This is a genomic window from Bradyrhizobium sp. BR14999 (assembly GCF_056106085.1).
This window is the reverse complement of sequence record NZ_CM148536.1, coordinates 6,257,735-6,273,912: the sequence shown is the minus strand read 5'-3', so window position 1 is coordinate 6,273,912 and position 16,178 is coordinate 6,257,735. Positions and strand designations below refer to the sequence as shown.

The following is a 16,178-nucleotide window of genomic DNA, read 5'->3' as shown; positions in this document are numbered from 1 at the left end:
CAAGGTCGATGGAGAATTCAGGCGGGATGACGCGCAATCGCGCAACAGTACATGTTGAGCGCAACATGTTCGCCTTGGGTCAAACTGCGACTTGGCAGGGGAGAGCGGCCTTTGGCGCAAAGTGGACGTTCGGCCCGATGTGCGTGTCTCGGAAGGGCCAGAAGCGGCCATTGAACCGGAGTTGAGGCTCGAACTCGCCAAGCCGGCACGCCGCTGCAGTTCTGAGCGTTACCTCAACGCGCGCTGAAGGTGAGGCCGGCGCGCTGCTTCAGACGCTTGCGCAACGCCGGACCCATCAGCGCGCCCGGCGTCCAGGTGCCGCCCTCGCCCTGTACGTCGCGCAAGAGGCAGAGAGCGCTCTCGGCGATCATCTTGCTGGTCGAGCCGTAGCCCGGATCGCGGTCGCCCGTGACCACCGCCTCGACCCGTCCGCCATCCGGCAGCTCGCCCAGGAAGAGGATGTCGTAGAAGCCCTTCTCGCGCTCCTCCCGAGTCGGGCCTGCGCCGGGTTTGAGACCGCCGGTTCCGAACAAGGAAACCACCGTGGCGAATGTCTCAGTTGTCACGCGAGCGATTTCCCCAAATCCCGGCGCGACCATCATCTCGTCGTAAACGAAGTTCGTGCCGTAGGGATGACCCAACAGGAAATTCGTGCGGTGCACGTTCTTGGTGTTGATCGGCGCCATGGGGAATGGCACGAGCCACACGTTCATGCTCGGGTCGTATTCGGGGATGAGGCCCGACGGCTGAGACGGCCCGGTGAATCCCGGCGTCAACGCGAAGGGATCGGTCAGCAGCCGGATCAGGGCCGGGTCGCGCGCGGCGGCGGCCAGCGTCGCCTGAGCACTCGCCGCGGTGCCGCCAGACATGCCGCCTTTCACCTTGCGCAGGCGGGCTTTGACCCGCCGCGCCGGGCGTCCGAATTTCTCGCGCGCCTTCTCCTGCAGCGTGAGCACGCCGAGGTCGAACGGGATGGAATCGAAGCCGCAGGAGAACACGATGCGCGCGCCGGTCCGTTTTGCGTCATCTTGATGGGCGTCGATCATGCGTCGCATCCAAACCGGTTCGCCGCACAGATCAACATAGGCCGTGCCCGTAGCCGCGCAGGCCGCCACAAGCTCTTGACCGTGGAGCTGATAAGGCCCGACCGTCGTGATGATCACGGCTGCACGCTCGCACATCGACTGCAGGCTGGTCGGCTCGGCGGCATCCGCCTTGACCAACGGCAAATCGTCCGGTGCGCCGATGTCGGCACGCACCTTCTGGAGCTTATCGGTCGAGCGTCCTGCGATCGCCCAGGACGGAGCATCGTCGCCGCGATAGGACGTCGCCAGATATTCGGCGATGAGACGGCCGGTGTAACCTGTCGCGCCATAGACGATGAGGTCGGAGTCCCGCTTCACGACGTTGGTCCTTCTCGAGACCCGGGGCTATCTTCAGATCCGTGTGTAATCGCTTTGTACGATTCGTGGCCACTGTCACCAGGGGCCACGCAACATTCGCTACCAAGCGGGCGCTACCCCTTACTCGGACCGGTCTTCCACCGGCTGGATCGCACCAGGTTAATCTGACGCACTCATTCGATCACCTCGTCGGCGTGGGCGAGCAGCGCCTAAGGGGTGGGGATGCCAGGTCACTTTGTACTGTGTGGGGCCCGGCGAGGACACAAGGACACTCAGCACGTGCAGCTGCTTCTTTGAACGCCCATCGCGTTTGACGGAGGATACCACAGTTCCGCCTTGGGGCCGCGGACTGCCAAATGAGCTAATTGGTGGTGCGTCTCTACAGGGCGGATCAGCAATATGGTATCGGCAGCACATGCGCGTTCCTCGCATCCTGTAGGGTTGAGATTGTCCGCAGCATGGTCGCAATCGGCGTGAGCATCGCCGCTCTTTCGGACATGGTTTATCGCCAGTGGTCGCTTGGGCGACATCGTATCGATTTCAATACGGTCGGCGTGCGGCGTGCCTGGAAGCGCAAGGCGGAAGCTCTCTCAGGCAACTCGCGTTGTGCGACTTGATCGCTCATTCCTATCCCGGATCGCCGATCGGGTTCGACCGGCAACCCAGGTCGGCCTACCGAGACGCGCTTCCCATTGCCCTTCATTGGCTAGAGCTTGCGCAGCTTGGCCAATTATGGATCGGGCGCTTTACCTGATGTGAAAGCGATCGCCGCGGGACGCCAGGACGGGCATCCCGCGTGCTAGGCTCTTCGATCGATCACGGCAAAATGGGTGGGTGATAGGTGAAAGTCGCCATTAAAATTGCAGCCAGAATCATGACGATCGGGAAGTGCACGAAGAATTGCACGGAAGTGTAGCCGATCAGATCTTTTGACTTCAAGCCGAGCACGCCCAGCAGGGGAAGCATCCAGAATGGGTTGATGAAGTTCGGCAGCGTCTCGGCGATGTTGTAGACCATGGTGGTCCAGCCCAGATGAGCTCCGATCTCATTGGCCGCCTTCATGATGTACGGCGCCTCAATGAGCCACTTGCCACCGGCCGACGGGATGAAGAAGCCGAGGACCGCAGAATAGATCCCGATCAGGAATGAGAAAACGGTGGAGTTGACCGAGACGTGTGCGAACCAGTGAGCGATGGTATCGGAAAGCGTCAGACCGCTGCTGTTTGGCACCTTGGTCAGCATGTGGGCGATGCCTGCATAGAAAGGAAACTGCAACAGCAGGCCCGAGATGCTCGGCGTTCCCTTGGAAAAGGCGTCGAGGAGACTGCGGGGGCGCCAGTGCAAGAGAATGCCAAGCACCAGAAACACGAAATTATAGGTGTTCAGGCCGGACAGCGTGATCAGCGGATTGCCGGATTGAAAGGTCTGCCAGAGCCAGCCCGATGCCAGGGCTGCGATCAGAATGGTCAAGACGGGGCTGAACTCGAGGAAATCGCCCGGCCGTGACGGCTTCTTGGGCTCGATCCGGTCGTCGTCGAGAGAGACGCCGAGATCTTCCGCGGTTCTGGTCAGCGCCTCGTCCGGCGCGGTCAGATAGCAGATCGCTGCGGACAGCGCTGTCACGACGATGATCGTCACCAGGTTTTGCCACGTCAGGATCGTCTCGGAGAAGCTGATGACGCCGGTGATCGGCAGCAGCGAGCTCGGAATACTGGCCGCGTTGGCCTGAAGCTGCGCGACCGATGAGGTAATGCCGAGCGTGAAGCCGCAGCCCAGACCCAGATAGCCGGCCGCACCCGCTGCACGATAGTCCAGCTTGATGTCCTTGCGCCGCGCGATCTCGCGCACCAGGAGGCCCGAGAAGATCAGGCTCAGACTCCAGTTCAGGAGTGAGAGAAGGATGCTGAGCACGCCGACGAAAACCACGGCGCCGCGCGCGCTGGAGGGAACGCCGGCCAGCCACCGCATCAAGGCCGAAACGGGCGGTGACATCGCAACCACGTAACCACCGACGGCGGCCAGCGCCAGCTGCATGGTGAACGGAATGAGATTCCAAAACCCGTCGCCAAATGCGCGACTGACAGCGAGGGGGGAGCCGCCATGCGCGATCGTCCCGAGCGCGACGGTGACCACGGCGACAAGGACGAACACGTAGGCATCCGGAAACCATCGCTCGGCGAAGCTGACCATGTATTGCGAGAACCGCGCAAGCACATTGGCCTGTGTCGGCGATTTATCCAGAAAGATGGCTCTGTCCGTCGTGTCGGTCATTTGCGGCCCCCATAGTCGCGTTGATGTTGCGTTCAGTTCATCGATACCGATCAGAGTGCGAGCGTGAGCTCGGAGAGCGGAACGGATTGGCAGGTCAGGCAGTGGTCGCTCGCGTCGTGCTCGCCGCCGAGCCGGGCGACGTTGCCGTCGACGATGCGCATCAGGCAGCTCTCGCACTGGCCGACGCGACAGCCGCTCGGCAAGGGCAGACCGGCCGCCTGGGCCGCATCGAGAAGCGTTCCGAGCTCCGGCGTCCAGGTGAAGCTCTTCTTGCTGTCCGCGATGTGGACCGTCTGCGGCTTCAGTGTCCGCGGCACCGGTGGCGGCGAGGCGAAGGCTTCGGTGAATATGTCGAAGCGCGGCACGCCCCGCTCGACCAGGCGGGTCGTCAACGACGTCGTGAAGTCCGGCGAGCCGCAGAGATAGGTTAGGGGTCTCTGCGGCAGCAACGGATCGATGGCCGATAAGTCCAGCCGGCCCGCGTAATCGTAGTCCCCAGGGCAGCGGTCTTGCGGGCACGGCACCGAATACGCTGTGACAAGCTCGAGCTCTGGCAACAGGCGAGCGAGCTCCCGCAACCGGCGGGCAAAGGCATGCTCGCCGCCATTGCGGCAGCCATAGAGCAGCAGAACCTTTGCTGCGCGCTCGGCCGGCTGCCGTCTCGCCAACGCCTCGAGATAACCGACAAAGGGCGTGATGCCGATCCCGGCGGCAAGAAGCATCACCGGCCGGCGGCCGCTGAGCGGAGGCGTGAAAATACCCTTCGGCGGCTCGATCTGAACCTTATCGCCGACCGACAGGCGGTGGAGCTGATCGGACAGGCGAGCCGCGTCGGGCGCAAGTCCAGGATCGTCGGCGGGGCGTTTCTTGACGGCGATCGACAGCACGTCGCGGCCGTCGTGCCCCGTCAGCGAATAGGCGCGGGCAATATCGACGCCGGGTAGACTGAGCAGGACGTGTTGTCCCGGGCGAAATGCGGGCAGCGCCCCGCCATCGCCTGGGGCGAGGTCCAGCGCGACGACATTGTCGGCCTCGCGCTGAATGGCGGCGACCGTGAAGCTGCGCTTGCCGCTCCAGTGACCGCGGCTCGCGATCTCGTCCTTGCGGATGTCGCAAGTCGTCGCGCGCAGCGGTACCGAACCGCTCACCGGATCGCGCGTGGCATCGCTCAAGCCATCGTTCATGTTCGACGTCAGGGATCCGGCGGAGGGCATCGCATCGCGTCCCAGCGGTGGACAATCCTCCCACCAGCCGAACTCGGCGACGGCGACGCGATCGTCGAGCGCTTCGTTCAGCCGCACGCGCAGGCGGACGTTGCCGGTCGAGGTCGTGACGATCGCCCAATCGCCGTCCTTCAGGCCGCGTCCGGCTGCGAGCGTCGGGCTGATCTCGATCGCCGGATCGGGCGTCTTCCGGCGAAGGGAAGCCACGTGACGGTGCGAGGTGTGGACGAACCAGCCGCTCTTGGCCGTCGTGAGCACCAGCGGAAAGCGGCTGTCGCTGCGCGCTGCCAGCGGGCTCTCGGCAGGCTCGACATGGCCCGGCAGCGGCGCGTAGCCGTGTTCGAGCATCAGCTCCGAATAGATCTCGACGCGGCGCGTGGGTGTGGCAAAGCCCGCGACCGTGCCGTCCTGTTGCGGCAGCGCATATTTTTGATGGCGCAGCAGCTGCGGGAAGCGCAGGCCTTCGGGATGCAGCCGCAATTCCTCGACCGTCACGCCGAGGGGCGCGAGCTGATAATTCCAGCCGGCGTGAATGTCGCCGCCGAACAACTCATCGGCCAGGCCCAGCCTGACCGCAAGTTCGGTCACGATCTCATAGTCGGCCTTGCAGGCGCCGAGCTGCGGCAACATCTGCGGGCGGAACTGGATCGTCTCGACGGCCTCTTGCGTGATCTCGAAGCCGATCTTGAGGGCATCCCGTTCCCACGGCATGTTGGCTGGCAGCAGGATGTCGGCGTTTTCGCCGGTCGGGTTGAGGAACATGTCGACATGGACGTGGAAATCGAGCGCCCGCAGCGCCTCGCGATTGCGCGACGAATGCCCCTGCGACACGGCGAAATTGGTGCCGAAGCTCATCAGCGCCTGGACCCGGTAGGGTTCGCCGGTCAGAACTGCGCGGCTGAAGTCCCGTGCGGTGATCCATCCATGCTTCGGCGGGCCGAGCGGCAATTCGTCGAGGCCGAGCGCCTTGGCCTTCTGCTCCGGCGCCAGCAAGGCATAATCGTTGACGCTGCGCGTTGGCGGCGGTGCCGGCCAGACATTGCCTCCCGGGATATCGCAGGCGCCCGTGAGCGCGTAAAGCGTCGCGATGGCGCGCTCGATCATGGTCGCATTGGTGTGCTGACCGACGCCCGTCCAGGAATGGTATGCGAGCCGCGGGCTGTTCTCGAACAGCGCGTAGAAGGCCGCGATCTTGTTCGCCTCGAGCCAGGTCAATTCCGCCACGCGAGCGATCGTGTAGGGCGCTGCCTCGGCGGCCAGCAGGCAGAAGGCCGTCGCGGCCGCGATCGCACGGCCATCTCGTGCGGCCAGCGTGATCCGACCATCAAGTGTGCAGCAGGCCGGATCGGGCGTCGCGGCGCGGGTATCGACCGCGCGCGCCGATCCGGACCGATCCAGCACGACGAAATTGTCGTTGGATTGATCTGCCCAGAGCTCGCTCGCACGGACGAAGCGGCCCGTAGCGGTATCGATCAGCAGCGGTCCATTGGTCCAACGCGTCACGAAATCTGCGTCGTGGGTTTGCGTGGTGATCAGGTGACGGATCGCGCCCATGGCCAGCGCGCCGTCGGCGCCGGGACGGATCCGCAGCCAGATGTCGGCTTGTTGCCCGGATCCGTTCGGTTTCGGATCGACCACCGCGACGCGCGCGCCGCGCCGCCGTGCATCCGCAACGCGGGTTGCCTGGGCCAGCCAGGTCCGGGCGGGATTATGCCCCCACAGCACGATGGCATCGGCTCGCTCGTAATCGGGCACGCCGATGCCGCGTCCGAAGGTCAGGGCATGGGCAAAGTCCTTGTGCCAGCCGCAGATTTCGATGGCGTAGACGAGGTTTGGGCTGCCGAAGCAGCGGATGAAGTGCTCGACCCATTCGGAACTGTCGACCATGGGCGTGCCGCTCGGCGTGGTGAGGGCGAAGGCCACCGCTTCGGCACCGGATGTCTTGCGAATGTCGGCGAGCTTTTGCGCGATCTCGTCCAGGGCCTCGTCCCAGGAAATCTCGGTCCAGCCGGGATCGGCAGCATCGCGTGGCGCGGTCCGGCGAAGCGGCTTGGTCAGGCGGCGCGGGCTGTGCACCATCTCGGGTGCGGCGCGGCCTTTCGCACAGAGCGCGCCGCCGGTCGGATGTCCGGGCAGGGGCTCGACACCGATCAGCCGCCCATCCTCGATCACCATGGTCGAGCCGCAGCGGGATCGGCAGAGCGTGCAATAACCGGGTACGCGTTGCATCAGGAGAGGTCACACCATCCGAAGGGCCAATAGTAGTGCATTACTGTAAGGCGCTACATCAACATCATCTGGGGTGCACCCGTCGTCAAGCCCTTTTATTGTGCTGTGGCAAAACCAGACTATTGTGCCGGCGACGACCCGGATGATTCCGGAGCCGGCGAAGCGGGATGGGAATGGACCAGAATTTACGGGAGCAGGTGCTGCAGCAGGTGCGTGCGGAGATCATTTCCGGTCAGAGCATGCCGGGATCGATGTATTCGGTGCCGACGCTGGCGGCGAGTCTCGGCGTCTCGAGCACCCCGGTCAGGGAAGCGTTGCTCGAGCTGGCGCGCAGCGGATTGATCGAGCCGATGCGCAATCGCGGCTTCAAGGTGGTCGAGCCGACGCTGACCGAGCTCCGCAATTTGTTTGATCTGCGCGAAGTGCTGGAGCTGCATGCGGCGGCGATCGTTGCGCGCAAGCCGAAGAAGAATCTCAAGAAGCTTATTCCCTTTGCCGATGAGGTCGCGCGCGCGGTCAAGGCGGAAGACATGAAGCTCTATCTCGAAGCGGATCGGAACTTTCACCGATTACTGACGGCAGAGGCGGACAATGCGCGCCTGACCGACATGGTGATGGGATTGCGCGATCAGATGCGGCTCTATGGCATCAAGTCGCGCGCGGGTCTTGCCCGCCAGAACGAATCCGCCGCCGAGCACTACCAGATCATTGAGCTCGCAACGGCCGGCAAGGAAGAAGCCCTTACCAATCTTCTCAGGCGCCATATCAGGGCCTGGGAGCCGATCTTCGTCGAAGCCTTGTCCCGGATGGCGAGCCCGCGCGAGCCGATCGTCGCCAGTCGCGGCCGCTGATCAGCGGTCAGCGGCGGTCTCGGCCAGCAGCCAATCCTTGAACACGACGAGGGGAGGGTGGCTCGACCGTTCCGGCGGCCACACCAGATAATATCGCTGGGCGCTCTCCATCGGCAGGTCGAGCGCGCAAACCAGCTTGCCGCTGGCGAGCTCATCCTGGATCAGGAAGGTCGGCAGCAGTGCGACGCCAACGCCCACCATCGCCGCCTGGGCGACGGTTGCGAACTGATCGAAATACATCGTCTGTCCCGATCCGCCCGGCACACTGTGGGCCTGGAACCAGTGGTCCCAGGCATTCGGACGCGTCGATATGCTCAGCAGCGACGCTCGCTTCAGGTCTTCTGCTGCGCGAAAGCCATGCTGCTGCTTCAGCGCGGGGCTGCATGCGGGGACGACTTGCTCCGCGCGCAGCAGCACCATCTCCGCGCCGGGCCAGTCCCGCGGTCCGAAATGGATCGCGGCATCCAGCGCTTCGGTGCGGAAATCGAAATAGGACAGGCGCGTTGCGAGGTTGATCGTGACGCCCGGATTCTTGGCCAGGAATTCGGGCAGCCGCGGCGCGAGCCAGCGCGTGCCGAAGGTGGGCAGGATCGCGAGATTGAGCGTGCCGCCGCGCGGATTGGCGCGCAGATTGAATGACGCGGTGCTGATCTTGCGCAGCGCATCGCGGATCTCGCGTGCATAGGCCTCGCCCGCTGTGGTCAGGCGGATGGTTTGGCGTTCGCGGGCGAACAGCTCCACCTCGAGCTGCTCCTCCAGCAGCTTGATCTGCCGGCTGACCGCGCTCTGGGTCAGGCTGAGCTCGCGCGCGGCCAGCGTCACGCTGCCGGTTCGCGCTGCCGCCTCGAAGGCGGCAAGCAGCGCGGTGGACGGGAGGAAGCGGCGGGACGTCTGCATCATATTCCGATTTAGAATGAACTGTTGAGCAATCATCGTTTGATTGCCCTGAAAACACAAGGATAATCCAGATCGAGCATACGCAAATGGCATGATCTGGCCGAGGCGCCATAAGGCCTCGGCTGTAGCGAGGAGATGGCGATGGCCGCGCGGCCGATCCGACCCGACGACATCCGCACCATGTTCTCACGTGCGATGTCCGAGATGTACCGGACCGAGGTCCCCCAATACGGCGCGCTTCTGGACCTGGTCGCCGAGGTCAATGCCGCGACAATGCGCGCCGATGCCGGATTGCGCGCCAGCCTCGAGCAGAACGGCGAAACGGAGCGGCTGAGCGTCGAGCGTCACGGCGCCATCCGGCTCGGCACTGCGCAGGAGCTGTTCGACATCCGGCGCGTCTTCGCCGTGATGGGCATGCATCCGGTCGGCTATTACGACCTGTCGGTCGCCGGCGTGCCGGTGCATGCGACGGCCTTTCGCCCGATTGCCGATGCAGGGCTCCGTCGTAATCCGTTCCGGGTGTTCACGTCGCTGCTGCGTCTCGACCTTATCGATGATCTCGCGCTTCGTGCCGAGGCCGAAGCCATCCTGGCGGCGCGGCGGATCTTCACGCCGCGCGCGCTCGAGCTGGTGGCGATCTGCGAGGCCGAGGGCGGTCTGCCGCAGGGGCAGGCGGGGGAATTCGTCAGAGAGGCGCTGGAGACGTTCCGCTGGCACAGCGATGCAACGGTCAGTCTGGCGACCTATCGCAAGCTGCACGAGGCCCATCGCCTGATCGCCGACGTCGTCAGCTTCCGCGGCCCGCATATAAACCATCTCACGCCGCGCACTCTCGATATCGACGCCGTCCAGGCCGGCATGCCCGGCTACGGGATTGCGCCCAAAGCGGTGATCGAGGGACCGCCGCGACGCAAATGTCCGATCCTGCTGCGCCAGACAAGCTTCAAGGCACTGGAAGAGCCGATCGCTTTCAAGGACGATGCTGGCGCAGGCATCGCGGGCACCCATACCGCGCGTTTTGGCGAGATCGAGCAGCGCGGCGTGGCGCTCACCGCCAAGGGACGCAGGCTCTATGACGCGCTGCTCGCATCCGTCCGCCACGATGTTCAGGTCGGCGCCACGGGCGCGAATGCAGGCGAGTATGGAGCGGAGCTGTCGCGACGGTTCGGATCGTTTCCCGACGATTGGGCCGAGCTCCGCGCCGAGGAGCTGGCGTTCTTCCGCTACTCGGCGACAAAAGCCGGCATTGCGCGGCGCGGGAGCTCGGCCTCGGCGATGTCGGTGCATGAGCTGGTCGCGGCAGGTCATCTGCGGATTGATCCGATCGTGTACGAGGATTTCCTCCCGGTCAGCGCGGCCGGTATCTTCCAATCCAATCTCGGCGGCGACGCTCAAAAGAGCTACACCGCGGATTCGAATCGCGGCGCGTTCGAGGCGGCGTTGGGTGCGGTCCCCCATGACGAGCTGGAACTCTATGCGCAAACCGAGAGGGCCTCGCTCGACCGGGCCCTCAATGAGCTTGGCTTGTCCGAATTCCAGATCCATGCGACCGCGTGAGCAGGAATAGGGATTGACGAAAGCACCACTTCAGTTCGATCAAAGAGCCGTCGCGCGCGCATGACCGGCGCGAACGGGACCCAAATTCAATCAACGCCGAGCTTCGGAAAACCGCCATGTCCGCCACACCCGCCGTGCAAACACAGGCCCGCAACATCGATCTCGCCAGCGAGATCGGCACGCTTCTTTCGACGCTCGGTGTCGACCGGGGCAGCTACACGAAGGGGTCGCTCGCGGTTCGCACGCCGATCACCGGCAAGGTCATCGCGGAGGTCCAAGAGACCAGCGTCGCCGCCGCCAATGCGGATATCGAGCGCGCCGAACTGGCCTTTCGCAGCTGGAGGCTGGTGCCGGCGCCGAAGCGCGGCGAGCTGGTGCGGCTGTTCGGCGAGGAGCTGCGCGCCCACAAGGCGGCGCTCGGCCGGCTGGTCTCGATCGAGGTCGGCAAGATCACGTCCGAAGGCCTCGGCGAGGTCCAGGAGATGATCGACATCTGCGATTACGCGGTCGGTCTGTCGCGCCAGCTCTACGGCCTCACCATCGCGACCGAACGCGGCGAGCATCGCATGATGGAAAGCTGGTACCCGCTCGGCGTGACCGGCATCATTTCCGCGTTCAACTTTCCGGTCGCCGTATGGGCGTGGAATGCGGCGCTGGCGCTGGTGTGCGGCAACAGCACCGTGTGGAAGCCGTCGGAAAAGACTCCGCTGACCGCGCTCGCCACCCAGGCGCTGTTCGAGCGCGCGCTGGCGCGCTTCAGGCAGGACGGCGGTAGCGCGCCGGATGGGCTTTCGACGGTATTGATCGGCGGCCGTGACATCGGTGAGACACTGGTCGATCATGCCAAGGTGCCGCTGGTTTCGGCGACCGGCTCCACCGCGATGGGCCGTGCGGTCGGCCCGCGGCTTGCCAAGCGGTTCGCTCGCGCCATTCTCGAACTCGGCGGCAACAACGCTGCGATCGTCGCGCCGACCGCCGATCTCGACCTGACGCTGCGTGGCGTTTCCTTTGCGGCGATGGGCACGGCCGGCCAGCGCTGCACGACGCTGCGCCGGTTGTTCGTGCACGAGAGCCTCTATGACAAATTCGTGCCGCGTTTGAACCGCGCCTACGCGTCGGTGACGGTCGGGAATCCCCTCGAAAGCGGAACGCTGGTCGGCCCACTGATCGACGGCGCAGCCTATCGCGCCATGCAGGGTGCGCTCGAAGCCGCCAAGGCCGCAGGTGGGCAAGTGCACGGTGGCGAACGCGTTGCGATCGATGGCGCTGCGGATGCCTATTATGTCCGTCCGGCGCTGGTCGAGATGGCGACGCAGGCGGGACCGGTCGAGCACGAGACCTTCGCGCCGATCCTCTACGTGATCAAATACAGCGATTTCGATGCCGTGCTCGCTCTGCACAATGCCGTGCCGCAGGGATTGTCGTCATCGATCTTCACCAACGATCTACGTGAGGCCGAAACCTTCCTGTCGGCGCGCGGCTCCGATTGCGGCATCGCCAATGTCAACATCGGCCCTTCCGGTGCGGAAATCGGCGGCGCATTCGGCGGCGAGAAGGAAACCGGCGGCGGGCGCGAGTCCGGCTCCGATTCGTGGAAGGCCTATATGCGCCGCGCCACCAACACCATCAATTACGGCCGGACCTTGCCGCTGGCGCAGGGTGTTAAGTTCGACGTGGTGTAAGAAAGGCTCGAGGACGTGAACGCTCCCGTTGCAACTTGGTCGCTGTTCCGGCCCTCGAGCCGCCTGTCGGCAATCGGCGTCTCGGAGATCCTGAAGATCACCGATCTTGCCACCGAACTAAAGCGCGAGGGGCGGGATGTCATCGTCCTCGGCACTGGCGAGCCGGATTTCGATACGCCCGATCACATCAAGGACGCGGCGGCGCGCGCCATGCAGGCGGGCGCGACGAAATACACCGCGCTCGACGGCACGCTCGAATTGAAGGCGGCGATCCGGGCGAAATTCAAGCGCGACAATGGCCTCGACTTCGCATCCGACGAGATCACGGTCGCAGCCGGGGCGAAGCAGATCCTGTTCAATGCCATGATGGCGACGCTCGATGCCGGCGACGAAGTCATCATCCCGACGCCCTATTGGGTGACTTATGCCGATATCGTGCTGATCGCCGGCGGCAAGCCGGTGCTGGTGCCGTGCGAGGAGGCCAACGGCTTTCGCCTCACGGCGGATGATCTGGCGCGCTCGATCACGCCGCGGACCCGCTGGGTGATGCTGAACTCGCCGTCCAATCCGTCTGGCGCCGCTTATGCGGAGGCGGACTACCGGCCGCTGCTGGATGTGCTGACCGCGCATCCGCATGTCTGGCTGATGGTCGACGACATCTACGAGCACATCGTTTACGACGATTTCCGGTTCACGACACCGGCTGCAATCGCGCCCGGATTGCGCGGCCGCATCCTCACCGTCAATGGCGTCTCCAAAGCTTATGCGATGACGGGCTGGCGGATCGGCTATGCGGGCGGCCCGCGTGCCCTGATCCGCGCGATGGCCGTGGTGCAGAGTCAGTCGACATCCTGTCCGTCGTCGATCAGCCAGGCCGCCGCGATCGCGGCGCTCGATGGTCCGATGGACATCGTGACAGAGCGATGCCGCACCTTCGAGGCACGGCGCGATCTCGTCGTCGCTGCCCTGAACGGAATTGACGGCATCACCTGCCGGGTGCCGGAAGGCGCGTTCTATACCTTCGCAAGCTGCGCAGGGTTGATCGGCCGCACCACGCCAGACGGCGCGCGCATCGCAAGCGATACGGCTTTTGCCGAGTATCTGCTGCGCAGCGTCGGTGTCGCCGTGGTGCCGGGCTCGGCCTTCGGGCTTGCACCTTACTTCCGGATTTCCTACGCCACTTCGACGGCCGAACTCGAGGAAGCCTGTCGGCGCATTGCCGCTGCGGCTGGCCGGTTGAGCCCGGGGGAGCTTGCCTGATGCAGGGTGATCCGACATCGCACGGACTATGGGAGCTGACCGCGCCGGCCGCGCCGCAGACAGCGGCCCTGGCCGGCGAGGTCGACGTCGATGTCGTCATCATCGGTGGTGGGTATACCGGCCTATCATCGTCGCTTCATCTTGCCGAGGCCGGCGCGCGCGTGGCCGTGCTGGAAGCATCCGAGATCGGTTTCGGTGGTTCGGGGCGCAATGTTGGCCTGGTGAATGCCGGGATGTGGGTAATGCCGGATACGCTCGTGGGAACGCTTGGCCAAACCTTCGGCGAGCGCCTGATCGAGCTGCTCGGCAACGGGCCGCAGAAGGTGTTCGACTTGATCGAAAAACACGGCATTGAATGCGAGGTGGAGCGCGCCGGCACGCTGCATTGCGCCGTCGGACACAAGGGCCGCGACGAGATCGAGGCGCGGGCCAAGCAATGGCAGCGGCGTGGTGCGCCCGTCGAGGTGCTTGACGCGGAGGAGACGCGGCGCAAAACCGGCGGTGGCGACTACACGTGCGCCTTGCTCGACAAGCGTGCCGGCACGATTCAACCGCTCGCCTATGTCCGTGGCCTAGCACGTGCCGCGCTCGCGGCCGGTGCTAAGATATTCACCGGGAGCCGGGTTATCTCGGCTGCGGACGATGGCGCGCGCTGGACTGTCCGTACGGCCTCGGGTTCGGTGCGCGCGGATTGGGTAATCGTGGCCACCGATGCCTATGCGCGCGGACCATGGTCGCAGGTCCGGCAGGAGCAGATTCATCTGCCATATTTCAACTTCGCGACTCAACCCTTGTCCGACAATCTGCGCGCATCGATCCTGCCGGAGCGGCAGGGCGCCTGGGATACGAAGCAAGTGCTCAGCTCCTTCCGCTTCGACCGTGCCGGCCGTCTCGTGTATGGCAGCGTCGGGGCGCTCGAGGGCAGCGGCGCGGCGATCCACCGCGCTTGGGCGATCCGCTCGTTGCGCAAACTGTTTCCGCAACTCGCCGATGTCGAATTCGAGGCCGGCTGGTTCGGCATGATCGGCATGACCTCGGACAACCTGCCGCGCTTTCACAAGCTCGACCGCAATGTGGTTGCGTTCAGCGGATACAATGGCCGCGGCATCGCGCCGGGTACGGTATTTGGCGGTGTGCTCGCATCCTATGTGCTGGGGCATGTCGCAGAGCAAGACCTTCCGCTTCCGGTCGCCGCGGTCGAGGCGCCGCGCTTTCGTACGGCGCGGGAGCAGCTTTATCGCACCGGATCGCAGCTCGTTCATTTGACCGAAGCCCGGCGCTGAACCGGGAGCGGTCCATGATATGTTGCTCATGCAGATCGAAAGCCTTGCACGGGCATCACGTCGATCCGATGATCTGAGCGCGAGGGAAAGTTGTTGCATTATTTTTCTGTGGCTGACGTCGAGGCGGGTCTCGACTATCCCCGGCTGATCGACGCGCTGGGCGAGGCTTTCCGGCGTAGCGGCGAGGCCATGCCGGTGCGGCAAAGCCATGAGATTGGGGCGTCCGGCAGTCGTGGTCATCTCTTGCTGATGCCGGCCTGGGAGCGCGGAAAGGCGCTCGGCGTGAAACTCGTCACGGTGTTTCCGGGCAATGCCTCGCGTGGTCTCGGGGCGGTGTCATCACTCTATACTCTGTTCGATGGAGCGACCGGCCAGCCGCGCGCAATGATTGACGGCGAGGCGCTGACCAACCGGCGCACAGCCGCCGCCTCTGCGCTCGCCTCGCGACATCTCTCGCGCGAAAACAGCGCAACGCTGCTCCTCGTGGGCACCGGCCGCGTTGCTGCCTGTCTGCCGAGCGCGCATCGCGCAGTGCGGCCGATCCGGCGGGTGCTCGTCTGGGGCCGCAATACCGAGCGCGCCGGCGCGCTCGCGGGCACTTTCTCCCAGCAGGGATTCGAGGCGACGGCCGTCACCGATCTGTCGGCGGCCGTGGCCAAGGCGGACATCGTCAGTTGTGCCACGACATCGACTGAGCCGCTTGTCATGGGCCGGCATCTGCGGCCCGGCACGCATCTCGATCTTGTCGGCGCATTCACGCCCAAGATGCGCGAGAGTGATGACGAGGCGGTCTGCCGCAGTCGAGTTTTTGTAGACACCTATGGTGGGGCGCTCGCCGAGGCCGGCGATCTGCTCCAGCCGATCGCGGCCGGCTGCTTTCAAGCGGACAAGGTCTGCGGCGATCTGCACGAATTGACCAGCGGAGTGCGCCCCGGCCGGGTCGACGAGCACGAGATCACGCTGTTCAAATCAGTCGGGGCGGCGATGGAGGATCTTGCGGCCGCTTCCCTGCTCGTCGGCGGGTGGGATTCCGTGGTTCCTGGAGCCGCTTCCTGAGCCGTCAGACGACGAGATCAGGAGCTGGTAGTAGCTCCTATGTCAACTACGGCGTCACGGTACCGAGGCCGAAATAGGAGAACAGCAATTGCATCATAGGCGGCGCGTTGCGGAAAGGAGGCCCTGCGAGCGGCAAGTGCGTAACCTCAGTCTATGACCATACCAGATCATGGCCGACATCGCTTCGAGCGAGATTGCTCTTCCAACGGCGTCGATGCCGACGGAAATTGAAGGGCTAGGCCAATATTTTGGGCCCATGGGGGCAGGGTGAAACACGGTCGTCTACATTGTCTTTAGCGAACGCACCTTTCTCTGGTTGGCTCCAATCGGACAAAGATTGCTGGAGCTAGCTCAAACTTGCCCATGATGGATTGGAGCGAGAGTTCAAGTTTTTCAATTGGTTAGACCGCGTCGTGTGCACGACGTGTGCACCGGGAGATCAAGAAAAATCTCGCTACGACCAACT

The 16,178-nt window shown here is 64.4% G+C and carries 11 protein-coding genes; 7 read left to right on the top strand and 4 right to left on the bottom strand.

The window, feature by feature from the left end; translation table 11 throughout:
• Positions 1–233 precede the first annotated feature (233 nt).
• Entirely contained in the window at positions 234–1,403 is a 1,170-nt protein-coding gene (locus tag ACR9YP_RS29465) for a saccharopine dehydrogenase family protein (protein ID WP_438109298.1), read from the bottom strand.
• 368 nt (positions 1,404–1,771) lie between these two features.
• Between ACR9YP_RS29465 and ACR9YP_RS29460 the strand changes: the two genes are divergently transcribed.
• Entirely contained in the window at positions 1,772–2,020 is a 249-nt protein-coding gene (locus ACR9YP_RS29460; RefSeq protein ID WP_438109296.1) for a type 2 periplasmic-binding domain-containing protein, read from the top strand.
• Positions 2,021–2,219: 199 nt separating this feature from the next.
• Here ACR9YP_RS29460 and ACR9YP_RS29455 read toward each other — a convergent pair whose 3' ends face one another.
• Positions 2,220–3,674, bottom strand: a complete 1,455-nt coding sequence (locus ACR9YP_RS29455) for a short-chain fatty acid transporter (RefSeq protein ID WP_438109294.1) — start codon at positions 3,672–3,674, stop codon at positions 2,220–2,222.
• A 50-nt stretch (positions 3,675–3,724) separates the two neighbouring features.
• The gene (locus tag ACR9YP_RS29450; protein WP_474217699.1) at positions 3,725–7,126 is read right to left on the bottom strand and encodes a molybdopterin-dependent oxidoreductase; all 3,402 of its coding nucleotides are present in this window, start codon (positions 7,124–7,126) and stop codon (positions 3,725–3,727) included.
• Between the two features lie 173 nt (positions 7,127–7,299).
• On the opposite strand from ACR9YP_RS29450, the gene ACR9YP_RS29445 reads away from it, so the two are divergent.
• Complete coding sequence (locus ACR9YP_RS29445; RefSeq protein WP_438109290.1) at positions 7,300–7,977, top strand: GntR family transcriptional regulator; 678 nt, start codon at positions 7,300–7,302, stop codon at positions 7,975–7,977.
• On the opposite strand, the gene ACR9YP_RS29440 is transcribed toward ACR9YP_RS29445, so the two are convergent.
• Positions 7,978–8,874 carry a LysR family transcriptional regulator gene (locus ACR9YP_RS29440; RefSeq protein WP_474221147.1) on the bottom strand — a complete coding sequence of 299 codons (897 nt, stop codon included), beginning with the start codon at positions 8,872–8,874 and terminating at the stop codon, positions 7,978–7,980.
• A 141-nt stretch (positions 8,875–9,015) separates the two neighbouring features.
• On the opposite strand from ACR9YP_RS29440, the gene hglS reads away from it, so the two are divergent.
• The 5 genes from hglS (at position 9,016) to lhpI (ending at position 15,712) form a co-directional block, all read left to right on the top strand.
• Positions 9,016–10,431 carry a 2-oxoadipate dioxygenase/decarboxylase HglS gene (gene hglS, locus ACR9YP_RS29435; protein ID WP_438109287.1) on the top strand — a complete coding sequence of 472 codons (1,416 nt, stop codon included), beginning with the start codon at positions 9,016–9,018 and terminating at the stop codon, positions 10,429–10,431.
• A gap of 116 nt (positions 10,432–10,547) precedes the next feature.
• Positions 10,548–12,113 carry an L-piperidine-6-carboxylate dehydrogenase gene (gene amaB / locus ACR9YP_RS29430; protein ID WP_474217698.1) on the top strand — a complete coding sequence of 522 codons (1,566 nt, stop codon included), beginning with the start codon at positions 10,548–10,550 and terminating at the stop codon, positions 12,111–12,113.
• A 15-nt stretch (positions 12,114–12,128) separates the two neighbouring features.
• Positions 12,129–13,373, top strand: coding sequence for a pyridoxal phosphate-dependent aminotransferase (locus tag ACR9YP_RS29425; RefSeq protein ID WP_438109285.1), 1,245 nt, complete (start codon positions 12,129–12,131; stop codon positions 13,371–13,373).
• Positions 13,373–14,656 (top strand): NAD(P)/FAD-dependent oxidoreductase, encoded by a 1,284-nt coding sequence (locus ACR9YP_RS29420; protein ID WP_438109284.1) that lies wholly within the window; start codon positions 13,373–13,375, stop codon positions 14,654–14,656. The genes ACR9YP_RS29425 and ACR9YP_RS29420 overlap by 1 nt, the downstream gene beginning before the upstream one ends.
• A gap of 93 nt (positions 14,657–14,749) precedes the next feature.
• Positions 14,750–15,712 carry a bifunctional Delta(1)-pyrroline-2-carboxylate/Delta(1)-piperideine-2-carboxylate reductase gene (lhpI, locus tag ACR9YP_RS29415; protein ID WP_474217697.1) on the top strand — a complete coding sequence of 321 codons (963 nt, stop codon included), beginning with the start codon at positions 14,750–14,752 and terminating at the stop codon, positions 15,710–15,712.
• Positions 15,713–16,178: the final 466 nt, after the last annotated feature.